At 69.9% G+C, this 20,613-nt stretch carries 20 protein-coding genes; 12 read left to right on the top strand and 8 right to left on the bottom strand.

Annotation, left to right across the window (positions count from 1 at the left end; genetic code table 11):
- Positions 1-3: 3 nt before the first annotated feature.
- The 3 genes from LR393_RS18700 to LR393_RS18690 form a co-directional block, all read right to left on the bottom strand.
- Positions 4-1,119: a hypothetical protein gene (locus LR393_RS18700; RefSeq protein ID WP_231485241.1), complete on the bottom strand. Its 1,116-nt coding sequence runs from the start codon at positions 1,117-1,119 to the stop codon at positions 4-6.
- A gap of 42 nt (positions 1,120-1,161) precedes the next feature.
- The gene (locus LR393_RS18695; protein WP_345718651.1) at positions 1,162-2,304 is read right to left on the bottom strand and encodes an SPFH domain-containing protein; all 1,143 of its coding nucleotides are present in this window, start codon (positions 2,302-2,304) and stop codon (positions 1,162-1,164) included.
- 157 nt (positions 2,305-2,461) lie between these two features.
- Complete coding sequence (locus LR393_RS18690) at positions 2,462-2,731, bottom strand: hypothetical protein (protein ID WP_231485239.1); 270 nt, start codon at positions 2,729-2,731, stop codon at positions 2,462-2,464.
- Between the two features lie 117 nt (positions 2,732-2,848).
- Between LR393_RS18690 and LR393_RS18685 the strand changes: the two genes are divergently transcribed.
- Both LR393_RS18685 and LR393_RS18680 read left to right on the top strand, forming a co-directional pair.
- Positions 2,849-3,031 carry a hypothetical protein gene (locus LR393_RS18685; RefSeq protein WP_231485238.1) on the top strand — a complete coding sequence of 61 codons (183 nt, stop codon included), beginning with the start codon at positions 2,849-2,851 and terminating at the stop codon, positions 3,029-3,031.
- A complete protein-coding gene (locus LR393_RS18680) occupies positions 3,028-3,687 on the top strand; it encodes a pentapeptide repeat-containing protein (protein ID WP_231485237.1) in 660 nt (219 codons plus the stop codon). Before LR393_RS18685 ends, LR393_RS18680 begins: the two co-directional genes overlap by 4 nt.
- A gap of 3 nt (positions 3,688-3,690) precedes the next feature.
- Here the strand turns inward: LR393_RS18680 and LR393_RS18675 are convergent, their stop codons facing one another.
- On the bottom strand, positions 3,691-4,563 hold the full coding sequence (locus LR393_RS18675; protein WP_231485236.1) for an aminoglycoside phosphotransferase family protein: 873 nt from the start codon (positions 4,561-4,563) through the stop codon (positions 3,691-3,693).
- Between the two features lie 378 nt (positions 4,564-4,941).
- Here LR393_RS18675 and LR393_RS18670 point away from each other — a divergent pair, with 378 nt between their 5' ends.
- Positions 4,942-5,631 carry a DUF7007 domain-containing protein gene (locus tag LR393_RS18670; protein WP_231485235.1) on the top strand — a complete coding sequence of 230 codons (690 nt, stop codon included), beginning with the start codon at positions 4,942-4,944 and terminating at the stop codon, positions 5,629-5,631.
- Positions 5,632-5,689: 58 nt separating this feature from the next.
- Here LR393_RS18670 and LR393_RS18665 read toward each other — a convergent pair whose 3' ends face one another.
- Complete coding sequence (locus tag LR393_RS18665) at positions 5,690-6,205, bottom strand: hypothetical protein (protein ID WP_231485234.1); 516 nt, start codon at positions 6,203-6,205, stop codon at positions 5,690-5,692.
- Between the two features lie 29 nt (positions 6,206-6,234).
- On the opposite strand from LR393_RS18665, the gene LR393_RS18660 reads away from it, so the two are divergent.
- A complete protein-coding gene (locus tag LR393_RS18660) occupies positions 6,235-6,399 on the top strand; it encodes a hypothetical protein (protein WP_231485233.1) in 165 nt (54 codons plus the stop codon).
- Here LR393_RS18660 and LR393_RS18655 read toward each other — a convergent pair.
- Positions 6,386-8,929 carry an NHL domain-containing protein gene (locus LR393_RS18655; RefSeq protein WP_231485232.1) on the bottom strand — a complete coding sequence of 848 codons (2,544 nt, stop codon included), beginning with the start codon at positions 8,927-8,929 and terminating at the stop codon, positions 6,386-6,388. The two genes, LR393_RS18660 and LR393_RS18655, sit on opposite strands and share 14 nt — an antisense overlap.
- 546 nt (positions 8,930-9,475) lie before the next feature.
- On the opposite strand from LR393_RS18655, the gene LR393_RS18650 reads away from it, so the two are divergent.
- The 4 genes from LR393_RS18650 (at position 9,476) to LR393_RS18635 (ending at position 13,340) form a co-directional block, all read left to right on the top strand.
- Positions 9,476-10,441, top strand: coding sequence for an RNA polymerase sigma factor (locus LR393_RS18650; protein WP_231485231.1), 966 nt, complete (start codon positions 9,476-9,478; stop codon positions 10,439-10,441).
- A 91-nt stretch (positions 10,442-10,532) separates the two neighbouring features.
- Complete coding sequence (locus LR393_RS35490; protein WP_269327467.1) at positions 10,533-11,507, top strand: SAM-dependent methyltransferase; 975 nt, start codon at positions 10,533-10,535, stop codon at positions 11,505-11,507.
- A 151-nt stretch (positions 11,508-11,658) separates the two neighbouring features.
- Positions 11,659-12,309, top strand: coding sequence for a GntR family transcriptional regulator (locus LR393_RS18640; RefSeq protein WP_231485230.1), 651 nt, complete (start codon positions 11,659-11,661; stop codon positions 12,307-12,309).
- Between the two features lie 26 nt (positions 12,310-12,335).
- Complete coding sequence (locus tag LR393_RS18635; RefSeq protein WP_231485229.1) at positions 12,336-13,340, top strand: 1-aminocyclopropane-1-carboxylate deaminase; 1,005 nt, start codon at positions 12,336-12,338, stop codon at positions 13,338-13,340.
- Here the strand turns inward: LR393_RS18635 and LR393_RS18630 are convergent.
- Complete coding sequence (locus LR393_RS18630) at positions 13,322-14,728, bottom strand: glycosyltransferase family protein (protein ID WP_231485228.1); 1,407 nt, start codon at positions 14,726-14,728, stop codon at positions 13,322-13,324. The genes LR393_RS18635 and LR393_RS18630 overlap by 19 nt on opposite strands.
- A gap of 34 nt (positions 14,729-14,762) precedes the next feature.
- A complete protein-coding gene (otsB, locus tag LR393_RS18625) occupies positions 14,763-15,476 on the bottom strand; it encodes a trehalose-phosphatase (RefSeq protein WP_231485227.1) in 714 nt (237 codons plus the stop codon).
- A 324-nt stretch (positions 15,477-15,800) separates the two neighbouring features.
- On the opposite strand from otsB, the gene LR393_RS18620 reads away from it, so the two are divergent.
- Genes LR393_RS18620 through LR393_RS18605 form a run of 4 tightly spaced genes read left to right on the top strand, consistent with a single transcriptional unit; the run spans position 15,801 to position 20,518 of the window.
- Positions 15,801-17,399 (top strand): GMC oxidoreductase, encoded by a 1,599-nt coding sequence (locus LR393_RS18620; RefSeq protein WP_231485226.1) that lies wholly within the window; start codon positions 15,801-15,803, stop codon positions 17,397-17,399.
- 36 nt (positions 17,400-17,435) lie between these two features.
- On the top strand, positions 17,436-18,776 hold the full coding sequence (locus LR393_RS18615; protein ID WP_231485225.1) for an aminotransferase class III-fold pyridoxal phosphate-dependent enzyme: 1,341 nt from the start codon (positions 17,436-17,438) through the stop codon (positions 18,774-18,776).
- Complete coding sequence (locus tag LR393_RS18610; RefSeq protein ID WP_231485224.1) at positions 18,773-19,669, top strand: sulfotransferase family protein; 897 nt, start codon at positions 18,773-18,775, stop codon at positions 19,667-19,669. The genes LR393_RS18615 and LR393_RS18610 overlap by 4 nt, the downstream gene beginning before the upstream one ends.
- Positions 19,670-19,693: 24 nt before the next feature.
- Positions 19,694-20,518, top strand: coding sequence for a sulfite exporter TauE/SafE family protein (locus LR393_RS18605; RefSeq protein WP_331282961.1), 825 nt, complete (start codon positions 19,694-19,696; stop codon positions 20,516-20,518).
- Positions 20,519-20,613: the final 95 nt, after the last annotated feature.

Here is a 20,613-nt window from a genome sequence, read left to right as displayed (position 1 = left end):
GGTTTACCGACCCTTCACCAGGGTGTAGGCGAGCACCAGGGCCGCCACCACGACGAGAGCGGCCAGGACCGCGGACACGATCTTCGCGACGCTGTAGGGACGGTCACCGGTCACCTCACCGGTGCGGGCGTTGATCATCACCTGCCAGACCCGGTTGTCGAAGCGGTAGGCCGCGAGCCACACCGGCAGCAGGAGCAGCTTGAAGGTCACCGAGTTCCACTCGGTGTCGGTCGAGCTGACCCGCTGCTCGTCACCGCCGATGTCGTCGCGGCAGTCGTCCTCGATCTGGTTCTGCGCGACCTGCTGGAACCGCTGCAGGCCCTCGGGCGGCTCCATCTCGTAGCGCATCGTCTGGTAGCCGGCCAGGTACTCCGGCCGGTAGGGCACCACCACGGGCAGGTCCCACGGCTCGAGCTTGTCCACCTTGTCGACGGGAAGGTTCTTCACCGCCGAGACCAGGACGTCGTCGAAGATGCGCTGCACCGTGCCGTAGACCGGGCTCCAGCGCGTGCGGCGGACCTGACGTTCCTGCTCCTCACCGTCGGAGTCGCGGTAGGTCTCGGTCACGTAGTAGTAGTCGCCCCGCTGACCGTGGTAGACGGTCGTGGTGTCACTGTCGTACGTCCAGAACGGCAGGTAGGTGCCCTGCAGTCCTTCCCGGGCCGCGAGCGCCGTGAGCGAGTTGGGCGCGAACCAGCGGCTCTTCACCCAGCCCTGGAACAGGTCCATCGCCTTGGCCGGGGGGATCGCGAACGGCAGCACACCCTCCGGCGTGATCATCACGTCGGCGTCCGGCTCGACCACGACGGCGGCGCCGCAGAACGGGCAGGCGTCCGACAGCTTGTCGGTCTCGCTGCGGGCGCCGCAGCCGGAGCAGGTCACCGTGTGCGGGGCGATCTGGGTGACCGGCTTGTCCTTCGCGGTGGCCAGCCACTGGTCGAACGAGTACTCACGCACCTGCCGGTCGGCGTCCTGGACCACCTCCTGCTCGAACCCGCAGTAGGGGCACTTCAGGGCGGTGGTGCCCGCCGCGAAGGTGAGCCGGGCGCCGCAGGAGGCACACGGGTACTGCTGCTGGCTGTACTGCGGCGCCGTGCTGCTACTGCTGTCGTCCGTCATTCCCTGACCTGTTCGCGTCTCGTCCGGTGATGGGGCCCGTGCCTACTGCGGGGGCAGCGGCGGCGGGCCCTGCGACAGCAGGCGGGCGATCTCGGGAACCGAGGACGCGGGTGTCCACTCGGCCATCCCGGCCCGCCACACCAGCGTGGTCGCCGCGAGGTGACCACCCGAGACCTGGCTCTGCAGACCGGACTCGTCCAGCGGGCCGACCTGCTGGCCGTTGGCCGCGATGTACCACTGCACGGCTGTCGGCAGCGGCGGCGGGCCCGCGGGAGCAGCGACCGGCGGGGCCGGCGCGGCGGCGGCCGGGGCGGGCGGCGGCGTGGCCTGCTGCTGGTACATCGAGGCGGCCGCCTGCTGACCCAGCCCGACACCCAGACCGATGCCCATCGCGTCCCCTGCTCCGCCGGGGTTGTTCGAGGCGTTCTCGATCGCGTTGGCGGTCTGGAACTGCGTGTACTTGTTCAGGTCGCCGAGCACACCCATCTGGGTGCGCTTGTCCATCGCCTGCTCGACCTCGGGCGGGAGCGAGACGTTCTCGATGATGAACTTCGGGATCGCGATGCCGGAGGGGGCCAGTTCCTCGGTCAGCGTCCCGGCCAGGCGGGCCGCGATCGCCTCCTGGTTGGCCGCCAGGTCCAGCACGGCCACCTGCGCGTGGGCCAGGGCCCCGGCCAGGCGCCCGACGATCATCTGGCGCAGGTATTCCTTGACCTCGTCGGTCTTGAAGAGGCCGTCGGTGCCGACGAGCTCCTTGAGGAACTTGCCCGGGTCGACCACGCGGGCCGAGAATCCGCCGAAGGCCCGCACGCGGACCATGCCGAAGTCGGCGTCGCGCATCATGATGGGGTTCTGCGTGCCCCACTTCAGCTCGGTGAACTGCCGGGTGCTGACGAAGTAGACCTCAGCCTTGAAGGGCGAGTTGAAACCGTACTTCCAGCCCTTGAGCGTGCTCAGCACGGGCATGTTCTGGGTCTCGAGCGTGTAGGTGCCCGGCTGGAACACGTCGGCGATGGTGCCCTCGTTGACGAAGACCGCCGTCTGCGACTCCCGCACGATGAGCTTGGCGCCCATCTTGATCTCGTTCTGGTAGCGCGGGAACCGGTAGACCATCGTGTCCCGGCTGTCGTCGAGCCACTCGATGATGTCGACCAGCTCGCCGCGGATCTTGTCGAACAAGCCCACCATGTCTCCAGACTGTGTAGCCGTCTCTGCCCGGCCGCGATCGTAACCGTCCCGGCCGGTGCGCAGATGCCCGGTCCGGACATCATGCTCCCGTCAGACGGGGAACCGGGCGTGGACGTTGCATCGGTCGGTGCGCCCCTTCGCGCGGGAGCCGGCCTCACGCCAGGAACGTGGCGATGCGCTCACCCCACCGCAGCATCTCGTCGTAGGTCTCGGTGACCACCAGCTCGGCGTCCGGGAGGGTCCGCGCCGGCCGCTGCGCACTCTCGATCGGGTGGGCGGGGTCACCGAGCGCGCCACGCATGCTGGAGGTGAGCCCGTGCGCGTCGAGGACGACCGGGCCGAGCTCTTGACCGCCCTGGCTGCGGTAGGCGAAGTCGATGCCGCGCAGCTGGACGCGCCCGGGGGTGGCGGAGGTGTTCGTCATGGTCCGAGCACACCAGGGGCAGCGCGGGCTATCCAGGGACGGACCGTCCCCGGATGAGCCCGGGACGGGGATACTGGCCGGGTGGATCGTGCCCGGACGGGCGCGCACTGTACCCCGATGTGCCTGCAACATCAGGACCTGGTAATCGTGACCGTGCAGGTGCAGATCCTGATGGACCCCGACCAGTCCCAGTTCCTGGCCATGTTCTCCGCGACCCCCGGCAGCGAGAGCGAGCAGAAGCTGCTCTCGCTCGCATCCCTGAGTGACGTCAGCCCGAGACACCGCAGGAGCACATCGTGAACAGCCGCCATCGCATCGCCGTCCCGAACCTGGACGCCGGCGACCTCACCGCCCTCGCATCCCTGGACGCCGACGACGGCTCGATCGCGGAGTTCACCTTTGCCGGCCAGGTGCGTGATCTCGACCTGACCGGCCTGCTCCTACGGGCCGGGATCCTGGACGGAGTCGAGGCACAGCGAGTACTCCTGGCCGCCGGAACCCACCTGCAGTCGGTGCTCCTGACCGATTGCACCTTCACCGCGCTGCGTAGTGAGAACAGCCGGCTCACGCGCGTGGCCTTTCGCGGATGCCGCCTCATGGGCGCCACGTTCGAGGACTGCACGCTCGACCACGTACTGTTCGACAGCTGCCGCCTGGACTACGCCACCTTCACCCGGGTCCGGGCGGCCGGCCCGGTCATCTTCACGAACTGCCGGCTGACCGAAGCGCGGTTCGACGCGTGCACGCTCGAGAAGGCCGCCATCGAGAACTGCGAACTGCCAGAGGCCGAGTTCGGGCCCGGGAGGTACCGACACCTGGACCTGCGCGGTAGCGACCTCAGCAGAGTGATCGGCGCGTCCCGTCTCTCCGGCGCGATCATCAGCCCGGATCAGGAACACCAGCTCGCCCAGGCGCTCATCACCGCGCTCGACCTGACCGTCGCCGACGATGCCTGACCCTCACACCAGCGAAGCCAGCGCGGCGGCGACCGGTCGAAGCTCCTTCTGCTCGAAGGATTCCCGCACGCTACGGGCGAACAGCCAGGCCACCACCCGGTCGCGGTCGAGACCGGTCAGGTCGGCCATCCGGTGGGCCAGGGCGCGGGGGTCGGCCAGCAACCGCTCCCGGCCGTTGAGCAGATGCTGCAGCACGTCGTAGTGCGGATCGCCGGTGTACGGCTTCGGGTCGATCACCAGCCACGGTTCCCGGCGCGCGGCGATCACGTTGCCGGCGTGCAGGTCGGTGCACAGCAGAGCGGAAGACTCGGCGTTCACGGGCAATTCCCGCAGGAGTGCGAGTCCGGCCCGGATCAGGCCGGGATCGAGCGACGTGGGCCGGGCCTCGCACTCGTCGGCCCAGTCCGCGCACATCCGGCTCAGCGGCCGGAACGGATGCCCACCGGCCGGCGCCTGCCACAGCCGGGTCAGCAGCCCGGCGATCACGACGTCCTGCTCCGCCTCGGGCAGTACACGCAACGTCGTGCCGGGTTCGCAGCGCTCGAGCAGAAACATCATGGTGGACGTGTCGGCACGGCTTTCGTACAACCGCACCGAACCGTCTCCCGCCCACGCGCGCAGGCCGGCCGCCTCGTCCTGTGCTTCATCGTGCCGCCAGCCGACTTTCAGCACCAGCCGACGGCCCGCCGGGTCCCGGGCCGGCGCCACCCAGGAACAGGCGCCGCCGGGCTGGTACGGATCCCCCAGCCGCAACGACCACCGCTGCGCGGCCGCGGCCACGACGGCCGGCAACGCGTCCACCCACGCACCGAACGCCTCGTCGTGCGACCGGCGCGCGGCGTCGCACAGGTGGGCGGGAAGCTCCAGCGGACCCATGCAGGCATTGTCACTCCCCGATGACAAGGTCTGGGCGGCTGCGCGAGAAAAAATTTACGACGCCTTGATCTACGCCTGAGTCCCGCCCCACAGGTCACGCAGAGCCAGTTCGCTGACCGAACAATCAGTGGACCCGTTCCGCAACGCCGCACGATCACAAGCCTTCTCCCGTCCGGGCAACCTGCCGGCCGGTTACAGACTGCGAACCCGCCCGGCCCATTCCGCTTCTCACCAGCCATGTTGCGGCCCTGGCACCGAATACCAGTTGTGCAGCACCGGTGCACAACCGAGTCAAATTCGGTTACCGTCAATGCCCTGCCCATCACGCAGAGCTGGACGTGTGACGGGTAGTACACGTAGGCCGAGACCGGAGGAACGATGCTCACCACCGAACTGCCGCCCCTGAGCCCCTGGGGCAGCATCCGTTCGTTCGACCAGGTGGGCACCGAAGGCATCCTGCGGGTGCACACCGACACCGGCACCGGCTACTTCGTGCCCCGCGAGCTGAACGCCCGCGTCCACGAGATCTGGCGCATCCCCACCGGATGGTACGGGCACAGCGCCGACGACCGGCACTGGGCGATCGTCGCCATGACTTTCCCGACGCTGTTCCCGGACGAGCTGGTCGAGCAGGCCCACGAGCTCCAGCAGCAGGGCGACCCCCACTGCTACACCATCGTTCTCGCAGCCCAGCTCGCGGCGGCGACCTCACTCCCCCGTCCCAGCACACCCGAGGCGACCACGAAGACCGCACCGACCGACAGCAACGACCCCCTCCCCGAGCGCACCCAGCTCATCCCCGTCGCCGCGAGCGCCTCCGCCGACCAGCAGGTGCCCGAGACGCCCCGCCCGGCCTGGGTGCGAAAGTCCGGCCCGATCGCCCGGCAGGTCTGGGGTGACTGGCACGAGACCGTGCCCCCGGGTTTCGTCGGGGTCGTCGCCTCACCCGACGAGTCCCCCGAGGACGAGACCTGGCACCTGGTTCCCGCGCAGGAGTACGAGTCGCGCGGCACCTTCCGGTTCGTGGTCGACCTCGAGAACCACGCGACCTGGGCCGGCCACCCCTGATCAGCCCGGTTCCGGGCCGATCGCCCGGATCAACCCGTCCGGCACGACAGCTTGGTGGTCAGACGGAAGACCCGCGCCGCCTCTGGCCCGCCGCCGAGGCCAGACCGGCCGACACCGCCGTCACCACCAGCGAGCCCACGAAGACCATCACCACCCCGACCATGAACAGGCCGGTCTCGTCGTCGTGCCAGTCCTGGTAGGCGCTCACCGCCAGGCCCAGCGGTACCGCGAGCGTGACGGACGGCCCCCAGTTGAGCCACGCGGCCGGTAGTCCGACGGCGGCCAGGGTCAGGACGAGACCCGCGACCCGCCAGACCGGATAGTCGACGCCGGGCTCCTGGCCCAGCCGCATCCACAAGGCCCAGGCCAGCAGTGCGGCGACGAAACAGACCAGCACCACGACCACGTCGGACAGGACGAGCAGCGGGCCCTTCTTCCAGAGCCTCCAGCCCTCGGGGGCCGGTGGCCAGGAGGGGTCCGGCGCCCAGCCCGGGCCCGGACGCCAGCCGCCCGGCGGGACCGGCCAGCCCGGTGGCGGGTTGAAGGTGGGGCGTCGGGAAGGTCGGGAGAACACGACGACATTCTTTCAGCCCCCTCTCGCGAGTGGCCGGGCCTGCGTTCATCGGTCGCAGGACGCCGGCATCCCCCATCACCCCGGCGGATGTCGACGCCACGATCGACGCCGGGGAGACCCGCCTGACCGAGCGGCTGCTGGGTGCTGCGGTCCGGTCGCTCGTTGCCGGTGATCCCGACGTCAGCGTGTGGTGACGATGACAACGCGCCGGTTCTCCTTGCGGCCGCGGGCGCTTCCGCCGACGACAGCCGGGCGCCGGGGCCCGTAGCCGCGACTCATGGTCGTGACGTCGGCCCCGTAGCGTCGAAGGGCCGTACATATGACGTGCGCGCGCCGGCGGGAGAGGGTCATCTCGTGACGGCGGGATCCGGCGTAGTCGGTGTACCCCTCGCACCGGACGCTGACGGCCTCCTCGAGGTTGTGCACGACGGCCTTGACCTGTGACCGGCCCTCGGCGGTCAGGGTGGCGCGGTCGAAGGTGAACAGACCGTCCCCGGAAAGGGTGGTGGCCTGCCCCCGCCGCAGCTGCCGTTCCTTCAGAGCGGGGATGGGGTAGGCATCGATACCGGAGAACGAGGCGTTGAATGCCTGGGTGCGGCGCTCTTTTCCGTGGACGGCGTTGGGGTTCCGGGGAACCTTCACCCAGTGGGAGCGGTCGATCGGTGTCGGCGCGGGTGTCGGAGGGCCAGGACGTGAGGGGGGTGCGGGGGCCACCACACGCGCACTGTAGAGAGCGTCGGTGTGCTGGTCGTAGGCGTCACTGACACGGTAGGTGACCGGAGTGGCCCGGCCGGCGAACCCGGACGTGGGGATGAAGGTGATGCGGGAGCGGACGGCGTCGAGGGTGTAGGCGCCCTGGCCGGTGACGGGCACGCGGGTGGTGGGCACATCGTCGGTGCCGACGAGGGCCAGCGTGGCGTCGGCCGGGAGATCCACCTCGATGCCCTGGCTACCGCTACCGGTGCTGCTGAGGTTGCTGAGCGACGGCGGCGCGGGAACGGTCACGGTCACGGTGTAGAGAGCCGTTCCCGAAAGGCCCGTGGCGGCGTCGCTGACCTGGAACGTGACCGCCGCCGCGACCCCGGTGAATCCCACCGCGGGGGTGAAGGTGATGACTCCCGTCGTGGGGTCGGCGAGATAGACACCCACCTCGTCCACCACGATTCGCGTCACGGCCCGGCCGTTCTGGAGCAGGGACAGGCTCTGTCCCGTCTGCAGGGAAACCTGGGCGGTCTGGGCGCTACGCCCGGCACCGGTACTGGAGGCAGCCGCCGGACTGGGCGCAGGCAGGGACGGAACGGGCGGCGGCACCGATGCCGTGGGCGTCGCGGTGGTCAGGACCGAGGCCGGTCCGGCGCCGACCGAGTTCACGGCCCGCACCCGCACGGTGTAGGTCGTGCCGTTGGTCAGCCCCGTGATGGACCCGGTCAGGGAGGTGCTGCCGGTGGTGACCAGAGCCTGCCAGGTCGCGCCGGCGTCGATGGATGTCTGGTAGGCGCTGATCGCGGCTCCGCCAATATTGCCTGGGGCGTTGAAGGTCAGGGCCAGTTGCGCGTCACCGGCCGAGGCGTTCAGAGCCGTCGGGGCGGCGGGCAGGTCGCGCACGGTGGTTCGGTATATCTCGCTGTTGACCCGGCTGGCGATGTAGATCTCGCTGTCCAGCGGGTTGACGGCCAGGCCGGACACCGTGATCAGGGGCGAGTTCAGGAGGGGTCCGGGAACCGCGGGCAGTGGCGGGAAAACCGTGCCGTCACCACCGATGACGCTCAGCGTGCCGGCCGGGGTGATCTTCTCGAGGCGACCGTTGGCGTTGTCGGAGATGATCAGGTTCCCGGCGCTGTCCAGGGTCACCGTCTGCGGGCCCATCGGTGACGCCGTCGCCGGGCCGGGCACGGGCGCCGCCGTGGTGCCGTCACCGGCCACGACACTGAGCTGACCGGCCGGGGTGATTTTCTCGACATAGGTCCCGGCGTCCACGAGGTAAAGGGTTCCGTCGGCGGCCAGGGCCGCGGAGGAGGGGAAGCTCAGCGACATCGCGGTGGCCGGACCCGCCGTGGTGGTGGGGGCTGTGACCCCGCCACCGGCCACGACACTGATCTGGCCACCGGAACTGACCTTACTGACGCGTCCCGTTGTGTCCGCCTCGACGATGTAGAAGCCCCCGGACGGGTCGGCCACGACGTTGCTCGGGCTGTTCAGGGAGACGGACGTCGCCGCGGCCGGCGTGCTGGAGGGCGTGCCTCCGCCGCCCCCGGCCACGACGCTCAGCTGACCGGCCGCGGTGATCCGGTAGACCAGCGCGTTGGTCGGGTCGGCTGCGAGCACGTCACCGTTAGCCTCGACCGCGACGCCGGTGACGAAACCCAGGGGCGTGCTCGTGGCCGGGCCCGGCGTCGGGCTCCCGTAACCGCCGTTTCCGGCGATGACCGTGAACGCATGTGACGGTGAGATCTTCACAATACGAAAGTTGTTGTAGTCGGCGGCGTACAGATTGCCCGAGGAGTCGAAGTCGATGTTCTCCACCGCGCTCATGCCGTTGGTCGCCGGGAAAGCCGACGTGCCACCGGCATAGACATCCAGGTCGTAAACGGCCGTCGCGCTAGGTGGCACCGCCGCGACCGCCGGCTGCGAATCGAGCACCACCACCCCGGCCACGATCAGGCTCAGCGCCGGGACCAGAGCCGATCCTTTGCGCGCATACCGCCGACTTCCGTACCTGGCCATGCCCACCCCCATTGTTTTTACCGAGGGTGATGCTACAGATACCCATGGCTACATCGGGGTCGGGTGGGGCTCACCGATGACGACCCCTTTCTCCGGAGCGCCCCGGACGACCGGCGCGGTAGCGGCCCGAGGGCGATACCCGCGAAGGCAAACACAGCGGGGTCCATCTGAGTGCGCTCCCGCCGGGGCCCGGATCTGGCCGATCGGATCCTCTGGTTCCGTTCCCACCCGCGCTCATTCAGTGGTCCACCCCGGCACCGCACCATGCCCTGCCCATCCACCCGCAGGACAGCCGACGCGTTGTGTACACCTGGTACATCCGGTACCGGATGTACCAGGTGTACACAACGCAGACCTGCCGCCCCACACTCCGGTCACCGTCGGCCCGGCCGCGCCTCCACCGCTCTACTCGGCTGACACCGAGGTCCCGGTCAGAACCGTTCCCCTTCGCGATCCTCACGCTGGGGTTGCGTCCGATTCATCCGGGAGAATCCTGGTCAGCGAACATCAGCGAACATCAGCGGACGCGGCAGGAGGCGAGAGGGCGTGAGGGCAGCAGTGGACGAAGTGGCACCGGACGAGCATCTGATCCGGTCGGCCCGGGCCGGGGACATGACGGCGTTCGCCCTGCTGGTCCAGCGGCACCAGGCCTCGCTGCGGGCCACGGCGATCGCGGTGCTCGGGTACACCGACGACGCGGACGACGCGGTGCAGGACGCTCTCCTGATCGCGATGCAGCGGCTGCCCGACCTGCGCGACGTGAACGGGTTCGGGCCCTGGGCCAAGGCGATCGTGCGCAACAACTGCCGCGCCCAGCTGCGGGCCCGGCGGGCCGTGCCGGTGCCCGACCCCGAGCCCCTGCTGCCGCCCGATCCCGGGCCCCGTCCGGAAGACCGGCTCGAGCGGGCCGTACACCGCGACTGGGTGCGCGAGGCGATGGCCGGTCTGTCCGCGCCGGTGCGGGAGGTGATGCTGCTGCGCTACTTCAGCGGGGTGTCGTCGTACCGCGAGATCGGCCAGATCTGCGGGATCCTGCCCGAGACGGTGGGCAGCCGGCTGCGCGACGGGCGCCGGGTGCTGGCGAAGCGCCTGCAGGAGACCGCAGATCAGGTGCGTACCGATGTTCGTGCCGATACCGCGGCCTCGGTCTGGCACCGCGAGTCCACCCAGATCCTCGGGGCGATGACCGACGGGACGTTCGGCCGGGTGCTCGACGACTGGTACCACCCGGACGCGTCGATCGTGGTCATGGGCTTCCTGCACGGGCGGCGCACGCTGTTGCTGGACATGCTTGACCTCACCTTCAGCGCCGACGTGAAGGTCCGGCTGCACAACACCGTGGCCAGTAAGGACGTGCTGCTGTGGGAGGCGGACTTCCTGAACCCGCCGTCCGATCCCGAGCACTGCCCGCCCACGATGGCGGCCCTGTTCACCCTCGACCAGGGGCGGGGATCGCGGATGGGCATCACGTACGGCACCCATCACCCCGCCGATCGGACCGCCGATCGGTGACGTGACCCGGATCACTCCGACGAGGGCGCATTTCTGATCGTCCCGCTCCCTCTTGTCCGGCCCTTACCTGTTGCCGGAACTGGAGAAGCACATGACTGACACGCAGCCGCCCCTGCTGAACGCCCTGGCCGCCCGCGGGATCGTGCGGGAATGGGTCAGGGGTGCGCAGACCCTGGCCATCGTCGAGGCCACCCACCGGATGGGCTGGCTGGAGAAGCTCGCCGAGCCCTTGTCACCAGCCGCCCTGACCACCGACGCCTGGCCGCAGGCGCGCGTGCAAGGTGTGGTGGACGTCCTCAAGCAAGCCGGTGTGGCGAACGAGGCCGACGGCACCTGGCAGCTCACGCCGCCGTTCGCCGACCTGCTGGCCGGGGAGTCGGGCGTGAGCCTGGAGACCGTGCTGGACTCGGCCCGGCTGGACCTGGCCTCGCTGGAGAAGCTGGACCGCGAGGAACCCGGCATGGTGGACGGGGTGGCCGCGTTGGTCGTGGCCCGGGACGCCGGGGTAGCGGCCGACCCGGTCACGCAGATGCTCTACCGCTCGGTCTACGACGCGATGCCGGAGGTGTCGGCCGTGCTGGAGAGTGGTGGGCCGATGCTCGACCTGGGCAGTGGGGTGGGTGGCGCGCTGCTCACCACCGCGCAGCTGTACCCGCAGCTGAAGCTGGTCGGGGTGGACATCGTGCCCGAGGTCGCCGCCGAGGCGGTGCGCCGCCGTGACGAGCTGGGCCTGACCGACCAGGTCGAGGTGCGCTGCGTGGACGCCCGGAACCTGAACGACCGCAGCACGTTCCGGGTGGCCTACTGGGCCCAGTGCTTCTTCCCCGACGCCGGGCGGCCCGCCACCCTCGCCGTGCTGCGGCAGGCCCTGACCGATGACGGCCTGCTGATCCTGCAGGAGCAGCTCGCCGGCTTGACCGACGTCGTGCAGCTGGGACAGCGGGGCATCAGCGGCGGGCACACCGTGGACGAACTGGCCGCTGAGGCCCAGGCCGCCGGGTTCGTGCTCGTGCGGCAGGTGGCCACGAACCTCGGAAACCTGACCCTGGTGCGCAACCAGCCGTAGCTGAGATCCGGGATCTCCCTCCACTCCTCGTTCGTGATCAGGCAAAACCTCCCCGTGGAGGTTTGCCTGATCACGAACGGATGGGCGGGGTGAGGAGTCTGGGGTTCGCCGGTTCTGGCCTGCATGCAATATTTCGCATACCGTATTCCGCATGCCGGTCCCCCATGCAAGCGCCGCGACTCCTCGCACCCTGCTGCGCGACCGCGCCCTGGTGGCGCTGCGTGCGGCGATCGTCGACGGCACACTTGAGCCGGGTGAGCGACTGGTCGACGCCGAGCTGTGTGCCTGGCTCGGGGTCAGCCGCACCCCGGTGCGAGAAGCCCTGACCCATCTGGAGAAGACCGGCCTGGTCCAGATCCGGCCCGGGAGCAAGACGCTCGTGGCACCCATCGACGTGCGGGCCGCGGTCGAGGCGCAGGCCGTCGCCGCCGGCCTGCACGAGCTCGCCGCCCGCGAGGCCGTGCCCCTGGTGAGCCCGGCCCACCTGGCCACGATGAAGACCGCCAACACCGCGTTCGCCGCCGCGCTCGCCCAGGCCGACGTCGATGCCGCGATCGCCGCGGACGACGCCTTTCACCGGGTGTTCGTCGACCTCGCGGCCAACCGCATGCTGGCCGGCATCCTCGAGGACGTGACGCCGTTACTGCGGCGCATGGAGCGGGTCCGTTTCGCCTCGCTCACCGGGCGGGCGTCCGTCGCCCAGCACCGCTCGATCATCCAGCACGCGCGGGACGGGGACGCCGACGGCGCCGCCCGGCTGACCCGCGCCAACTGGATGACCCTCCAGCCGCCCACCGACTGAACCCACCTCAATTGCAGGAGAACCCCGTGTCGCTCGACGATTTCGACCGTTACCCGCTGCTCTTCGGGCCCAGTCCGGTGCATCCGCTCGACCGCCTGACCCAGCACCTGGGCGGCCCGCAGATCTGGGCCAAGCGCGAGGACTGCAACTCCGGTCTTGCCTACGGCGGCAACAAGACCCGCAAGCTGGAGTACATCGTCCCCGATGCCCTGGCCAGCGGCGCCGACACCCTCGTGTCGATCGGCGGCTATCAGTCCAACCACACCCGTCAGGTCGCCGCCGTCGCGGCCCAGCTAGGACTCAAGGCGCGCCTGGTGCAGGAGAAATGGGTCGATTGGCCGGACGCCGTCAACGACAAGGTCGGCAACATCCTGCTCTCGCGGATCATGGGGGCGACGGTCCAGCTCGACGCCGCCGGATTCGACATCGGCATCCGTGACTCCTGGGAACAGGCCCTGGAAGACGTCCGGGCCGCCGGTGGCACGCCCTACGGCATCCCCGCCGGCGCCTCCGAACATCGGCTTGGTGGGCTGGGTTTCGCCAACTGGGCCGGCGAGGTAGAGCAGCAGGAGGCTCAGCTCGGCGTCTTCTTCGACACGATCGTGGTCTGCACGGTCACCGGTTCCACGCACGCCGGCATGATCGCCGGTTTCGCCCAGCAGGACCGTCCCCGCCGGGTGATCGGCATCGACGCCTCCGCCACCCTGGAGAAGACCCGCGCTCAGGTCGGGCGGATCGCCCGTCACACCGCCGATCTCATCGGCCTGGGCCGCGACCTGCGCGACGACGAGATCACCGTGCTCGAAGGCTGGGCCGGTGACCTGTACGGCGTGCCGGTGCAGTCGACCATCGACGCCATCCGCCTGACCGGTGAGCTCGAGGGCATGATCATCGACCCGGTCTACGAGGGCAAGTCGATGGCCGGGCTGATCGACCTGGTCCGCCAGGGCGACATCCCGGCCGACTCCACCGTGCTGTACGCCCACCTGGGCGGCCAGCCCGCCCTGAATGCCTACTCCGGCATCTTCTGAGCCGGGCCGGCAGCCGCGGTGAGCTCCCGCAGCAGGTCCACCCACGGGCCGGTGGGGAAGTTCTCCTGCGCGACCTGCCGGTTGCGGCGCAGACGGTCTTCCAGCTCGGCCGGACGGGTCCGGAGCACGGTCATCAGCTCCCGGCCCGCCCGCTGCGCGTCCTGGGCCGACGGGCCGACCCGGACCGTCCAGAAGTCTTTGCCGTAGGTCGGGACGAAGGCGTCGTAGTCGGTGACGGCACAGGGAATTCCGGCCACCGCGGCCAGGGCCGGGCCCAGGCCGACGGTCTCGACGTCCGGGAGGTTCGGGGTGAACACCACACCCCCACGACCGGCCGTGGCCAGCCGCAGCAGGTCGACCTCGTCCAGGTGCCAGCGACCGGTCCCGTCCAGATAACTGCGCAGCGGAACCCCTTCGAGGAACCGGAGGTCCTGCTCCAGCCCCAGGGAGCGGGCCTTGGCGACGACCTCCTGGGCGTAGACCGGGTCTTCGCTCAGCCCACCGAACACCAGCAGCACCGGGGCCTGGCCGTCGTTGCCCTGCCGGGCCCCGGCCAGCACGTCCAGCGCGATCTCCACGCCCTTCACCCGGAACACCCGCACCGGGTTCAGCAGAATCGGGCGGTCGGGCGAAATGCCCTGCTGACGCAGGAATTCATGGTGCCGGTCCTCGAGCGGACCGGCCGGGACCTCGGGCAGCACATTCGGGACGATGTGCGGCCCGGCCCCGGTCGGATACCGGCGGCACTCCTGCGCCAGCGACTCCGAGACCACCGCCCAGCGATGGTACGGCTCGTCCGCCGGCAGGGGGGTGAAATCGTTCGGGTGATCCGGGTAGACCCGCAGCCCGTCCTCGAAGATGGCGCAGCTGCCGAACAGGTCGTGGTCCCAGAACAGCACGCCACCGGAACCTCTCGCGCCGTAATACTCGGCGGCCGCCTGGTGCAGGGCCGCCGTGACCGGCACCGCGTCGGACAGCGTCAGGTTGACCGCGCAGACCCAGTCGACCTGAGCCTCCCGGAGCCACTGCCCGAAGTACTCCCGGTAGGGGGCGGCCAGCCGGTCGATACGCTGCCGGAGCTCCTCGCGGCCCGCATCGTCGAGTGCGTCGGCCTGCGCCACCGCGTTCCGGACGGCCGTCCATCCGGCCGCCTCCGGGCCGGACGGGAGCGGGATCGACAGCGGGGCCAGGAACTCGTGCCCCTCCGGATCCGGTGGACCGTCGGGGAAGTACCCGGGCTTGTCCGGGCGCCAGGAGTAGCCCAGCTCGGCCGGCACCGGGCCCGCCTCCACCAGGCCCTCCCTGCGACCCAGGTCGATCACGTTGCGGAAGATCGTGAGCAGTCCACTGACCGGAACACCATCTCCGGAAACCAGTCCGATACGCATCCTTGCGTCTCCCTCATCAGCCTCGTCGGCCTCGTCAGTCAGCCTGGGACAGCTCTTCCAGCCAGGAGGCGAAATCCTCCGGGCCCTCGAAATGGGTACCGGCCACCGCCGCGACCTCCGGCGCCGTCTCGTGCCCGTGCACCACCAGCGGGTACCCGTCCGCCGCGGTCACCGCCGCGAACGCCGGCAGGTCGCCCTTGTCGTCACCCGCATAGGCCACGACGTCGAGCCGCTGGTCGTCGATCAGCTCGCGCAGCGACGTGCCCTTGTCCACCGGCAGCGGCGGCCGCAGCTCCTGCACCAGCTTGCCCGGCTCCTGCCCCAGCCCGGTCGAGGCGGCCACCCGGGCCACGACCTCGTTCACCAGCTGCCCCACCGTCGCCCGGTCGGCGGCATTACGCCAGTGCACGGCCACCGCGACGCTCTTGACCTCGATGTGGACGCCCGGCACCGGCGCCAGCTGCTCGGTCAGCAGGGCCTCGGCCTCCCGCACCCGGGCGAGCCACGCCGCCACGTCCGGCCGCACGACCGTCGAGCCGTCCACCCGGCGCTCCAGCCCGTACGAGCCCAGCAGCACCAGCCCGGGAACGGGCACCCGCTCGGCCAGGAAGTCCACCGGCCGTCCGGACAGCAGCGCCACCACGTCCAGCCGTTTCACCAGTCGTTCCAGCGTGGGCGCCAGATCGGCCGGCAGACGGCTGGCGGCCGGGTCGTCGACGATGGGCGAGAGCACCCCGTCGAAATCCATGACGATCCCGGATCGCCCCTCACCCCTGGTCAAAGATTCCATGATCCCGGCACGGTTCTGCATGCCGCCAACATTCCACGGATATCTCGGATCAGGCAAGAACCCTGAATAACACGACGTAAACGCGCGGTGAAACCGGGGACGCCGGGAAATGCCCGGTCGAACCGCTATTGGATCTTGAGGACTTCCTTGACGGCCCCTGGGGCCGGGACTAGAGTCCGGATTGTTCTGTTACGGGGCAGTTACAACGATTGGCGCCGCCCACCCGGGGCGCGCCGCCATCGGCCGGCCCACCGAACCGCCCGCCTCCGAAGCGGGCGAAAAATGGCTGTGGTCAGCGCCTTCCGGCCGACCCGGAGCATCCGCACCGGCGTTCACGCGCAGCCGGGTGACGGCCCCCAGGACCGCTCGTTCATCAAAGGAGATGCCATCACCGGGGATCCAGACGTCTGCATTGTCGGGAGCGGCGCCAGCGGGGCGATCGCCGCCCTGCATCTGGCCGAAAGAGGCCTCAAGGTACATATTCTCGAAGTCGGCCAGAACACCGACCCGCCGTCGGACTACCCGGCCGCCCGGGTGGCGATGGCCGGCGCCGACCATCGCAGCACCGCCACGGCACCCCTGGTGCCGGATGCCGCCAACCCGTGGACGCTGTCGGCGGTCGGAGGCGGAATGACGCGGTTCGCGGGCATCTTCTTCCGGATGCGCGAGCGTGATTTCGACCGGCACCAGGAAGAACTGCCCGGGGCCGATCTGGCACCGGAATGGCCCATTCGCTACGCCGACCTCCAGCCGTGGTACGAGCAACTCGAACGGCGCTTTGGAATTGCGCGATCGGCGACCGGTGATACTAATGCGCCGCCCTCCGGGCCACCCATTCTTCCGCCCCACGAATCATCGCCCGAAGCACATTTGTTCGAGGTGGCGGCCGGTAAACGGAACATCTCCTGCTTCCCCACCCCCGTCGCCGTGAATTCCCGCCCCTACGGTGGGCGCCCGGCCTGTTCGTACGGCTCCGTGTGCAACGAGAAGCTCTGCCGCAGCGGCGCCCGGGCCGATGCCGTCCGCGAGCTGCGGTCCTCACCCCACTCCGGCAACATCCGGATCACCAGTCAGGCCTACGTCCGCCGGCTTCTGGTCCGGGGCGACACCACGGTGGGCGCGGAGTGGGTCGACCTGAGCACGGGCGCCCTGCACGCGACCCGGGCGAGAACCTTCCTGCTCGCCGCCGGTGCGGTGCAGAGCGCCGCCCTCCTCCTGCGCTCACCCACCCCGAGCTCCCCGGCCGGGCTGGGCAACGAGACGGACATGGTGGGGCGGGGGCTGTGCCTGAAAAGGAGCGGATACGTCCGGGCGCAGATGCCGGCCGGGGCATCGCCGGGGCCGTCGCTGTTCTCGACCATCTGCACGACCGACTTCTACGAGCAGTTACCGTCGGGCCTGAGACCCGGTGGCCTGATCTACGAGGCCCGGCTCTCCGAGCGCAGCACCCCCGACTGGCGCCTGCACTGCGTGACCGGCGACACCCCCCTGCGCTCGAACCGGGTCCAGGTGGAGGGCGTCCACCGCAACGGGCCGCTGCGGGGTGAACCGAAGATCGTCATGCAGTACCGGCCAACTCCCCAGGACGATCTGCGCCTGGGCGAACTGCTCGACGTGACCGCGTCCACCGTGCGGGAGGCCGGCGGCCGGGACATCCGCACGACCGTGAGTCCCAACGAGCTGGGCGCTGCCCATCTTCTCGGCAGTTGCCGCGCGGGGAACGACCCGGGCAGTTCCGTGGTCGACCCGGGCGGCCGTGTCCACAGCTCCGACAACACCTACGTCGTGGACGGGGGCTACTTCCCCTATGCGACCGCGGTGAATCCTACCATGACGATCATGGCCAACGCCTTACGGATCGCCGCGCTCCTGCGCCCGTAATTATCCGGAAACCAGCGAGATTCAGAGGTATTCATCGTGACGTCAACGCCGACGACGCAGGCTCCCACCGCCCGGAACGAACTCGACCGGGCCCTGGCCATCACTTCCTCCCGCACCTGGGACGCCGACCGGCGCATGCCCCTGGTGCCCGACCGAGGGCAGGGGGCCCATTTCTGGGACTCCTCCGGGCAGGAGTACATCGACCTCACGTCCTGCACCGGCGCCGCTCCCCTGGGCATGGGCCACGCGCCCGTCCTGGACGCGGTGATCGACGAGATGCGCCGCAGTGGAGGGGTTCTCCCGGGTGTCATGAGCAGCCTGCGGACGGACGTGGCGCAGGATCTGTGCTCGATCTTCCCGTGCGCGCAGCGCGCCCTGTTCTTCCGGACCGGTTCCTGCGCGACCAGCGGTGCGGTCCGGCTGGCCCGGGTGCACACCGGTCGCGATCTGATCCTCACCTCCGGCTTCCACGGTTGGCACGACTGGCAGTTGCAGTACAAGGGAACTCCCGACGTCGTGGGACGCGACGCCGGCGTCGTCGACTTCGGGTACGACGTCGAGCGTCTGCGCACACTGCTGGAGGATCACCCCGGGCGGGTCGCGGCGGTCTTCGTCACGCCCGAGTCGACCTGCATGCCGCTGGCCGACCTGTTCACGATGCAGGATCTGGCCCGCTCCCACGGCGCCCTCTTCGCGCTGGACGAGGTGATGACCGGATTCCGGTTCGTGAACGGCGGCCTGCACGGCGCCCTGGGCCTGACCCCCGACCTGATCACCGTGAGCAAGGGACTGTGCAACGGGATGGCCCTCTCCGCCGTCCTGGGTGCGCGCAGTGTCCTGGAGGCTCACGAGAAGACTTATCTGGGAAACACCTTCATGCGGGAAGTGGCCCCGTTCGCCGGCGCCCGGGTGTCGGTGGACATCCAGCGTAACGGTGCGACGCAGACCATCATCGACCACGTGTCCCGCCTGGTGCCCGGCATCAACGCGGTGCTCGCCCGGCACGGCCTGGCCGCCCGGGCGCTGAGCGCGGCAGGCATCTTCCACGTCCTGTTCGAGGACGACGACCTCGGGCAGCGCTTCTACACCGAACTGCGGCGGCGGGGCGTGCACGCCGAGTTCGGTGGCGCCCACCTGGTCAGCGCCGCACTGACCCCGGAGGACATCGACCAGGCCCTGCTCGCCTTCGACGAGGTGGCGGCGACGTTCGCCGGCCCGTCGGCCCGAAGCATCAGCGCCGGGGCGTTCGCCCGCTTCGCCGAGGATGCCTTCCGGGTGACACCGCGGGTCGCCGCGCGGTGGTGGGAACAGCTGGGCCCGCGTCTGGACACCGCCACCCCGGATGCCGGTGCCGCCCTGGTCGGGAGGTCCGCGTGAACACCCCCATTCTCCTCGGCGGCGAACACCGGTCCGGGACGACGCTCCTGAGCATCGTGCTGGACTCGCATCCGGCTCTCGACGTCGGCCCGGAGCTCGATTTCGCCGAGCCCACCAACCTGGGCACGCTGGTGATCCAGACGTGCCGATTGCTGCGGGAGGGCGACCCGCGCGTGCTGGGCCCGGGCACGGACACGAACGATCCCGCCTACTACGACGTCGCGCACTTCGTGAAACAGTGCGAGCGCTACGGCGTTCCGCCGGCCACCCTGTCCGGCCTGGTCGAGCAGCAGATCGCCGAGGATGGCCGGGACATCGTGGCGCTGCGCGACCGGTGCCGGCTCCTGGAGCGCATCGGGCAGTTCAAGATGGCGATGACGGGCAAGCTCACCTGGGGGATCAAGCTCCAGCGCAAGATCCAGGACGTGGACCGGTACGCGCAGATCTTCCCCGGGTCGCGCTTCATCCACATCATCCGCGACGGCCGGGACGTGGCGGCATCCCATCTGCGGACCGTGCCGGACTGGGGCTACCGGTCGATCGACGACACGGCGTACAAGTGGGCCAACCTGATCGAGGCCGCCCGGCTGCGGGCGCCCGCCCCGCGGTATCACGAGATCCGTTACGAAGACCTGGTCTCCGAGCCGGAGAAGGCCTGCCGGGCCCTGTGCGACTTCCTCGAGATCCCGTTCGCGAGCCAGATGCTGCAGCACCATCTGGTCGACCACACGCTGCACGCCCACGACTGGTCCCATCCCTCGTCGGAGGCGACCAAGAACCCGCTGAGCGACGCGCCGGTCGGACGGTTCCGACACGATCTCACCGCCGAGCAGATCACCGCCTTCGAGGACATCGCCTCGGGTACGCTCCGGACGCTGGGCTACGCGGTGTGACCGGGATCAAACTTACGACCAGACCTGGAGGACTGCATTTTTCACGCTGCTGTTGCCTTTCTCGACTTTCCCGGGAACACCCAGATCGCGCTGGCCGGCCTGATCATCTTCTTCTCCTCCGCGCTGCAGGCCGTCATGGGCTTCGGTTATGCGATCTTCAGCATGCCTCTGCTGACGATGATCTGGGGGCCGCAGGAGGCCGTGTGCGTCGTCATTGCCTCAGGGTTCGTCGTGGAGATCCTCGTGCTGGTGGCGAGCGGCAGCCGGCCCCGGTCGTCGCGGCGGGCCGTGCTGGAACTGTCCGTGTGGTCGGTGCCCGGCCTCCTTCTGGGGGCGATCGCACTGACCCGGGTGCCTCAGGTCCCGTTGCAGATCCTCATCGCCCTGGCGGTCGTCCTGGCCGTGCTGGACCAGCTGAGGCCCCGGTTCCCCGGCCGGGCGGTCGCCCCGGCCGCAGAACCGGGCCGCTGGGCGCACTCCGGCGCCGCCGCACCCATGATCGGCGCGGTCTCGGGATTCCTCAGTTCGTGCACGTCCCTCGGGGCCCCGCCCGTCGTGCTGTACCTCAATGCGCGGCTGCGGGAGCCCCGGCGGGTGCGCGACACCCTCGTCATGCTGTCGGTGGCGCGGCTTCCGCTGAGTGTGGGCATCCTGCTGATGACGAGTGCCTGGGCGCTGCCAAGCGGGCTCCCGCTGCTGTGGGTCGCCGCGGGGCTGGGATTCCTGATCGGCCGCCGGCTCTTCGAGCTGCTGAACGCGGATATCTATCAACGCGTCACGTTCGGGCTCCTGGTGGCCGCCGCGGCCATGGCGGTCGGTTCCGTGGCCGTCGGCGTGATGGCCGGCTGACCCGGCGACACCGGTACCTGCCGGGCGCAGGAGGCACGCTCGAAAATGCGTTGCGCTCCCGGGGCGTCCTCAGGTGATCGACGACCTGGTCAGCC

This window comes from Kineosporia mesophila (assembly GCF_021129235.1).
In the GTDB taxonomy this organism is placed as follows: domain Bacteria; phylum Actinomycetota; class Actinomycetes; order Actinomycetales; family Kineosporiaceae; genus Kineosporia; species Kineosporia mesophila.
This window is presented reverse-complemented; position numbering and strand designations above follow the sequence as displayed.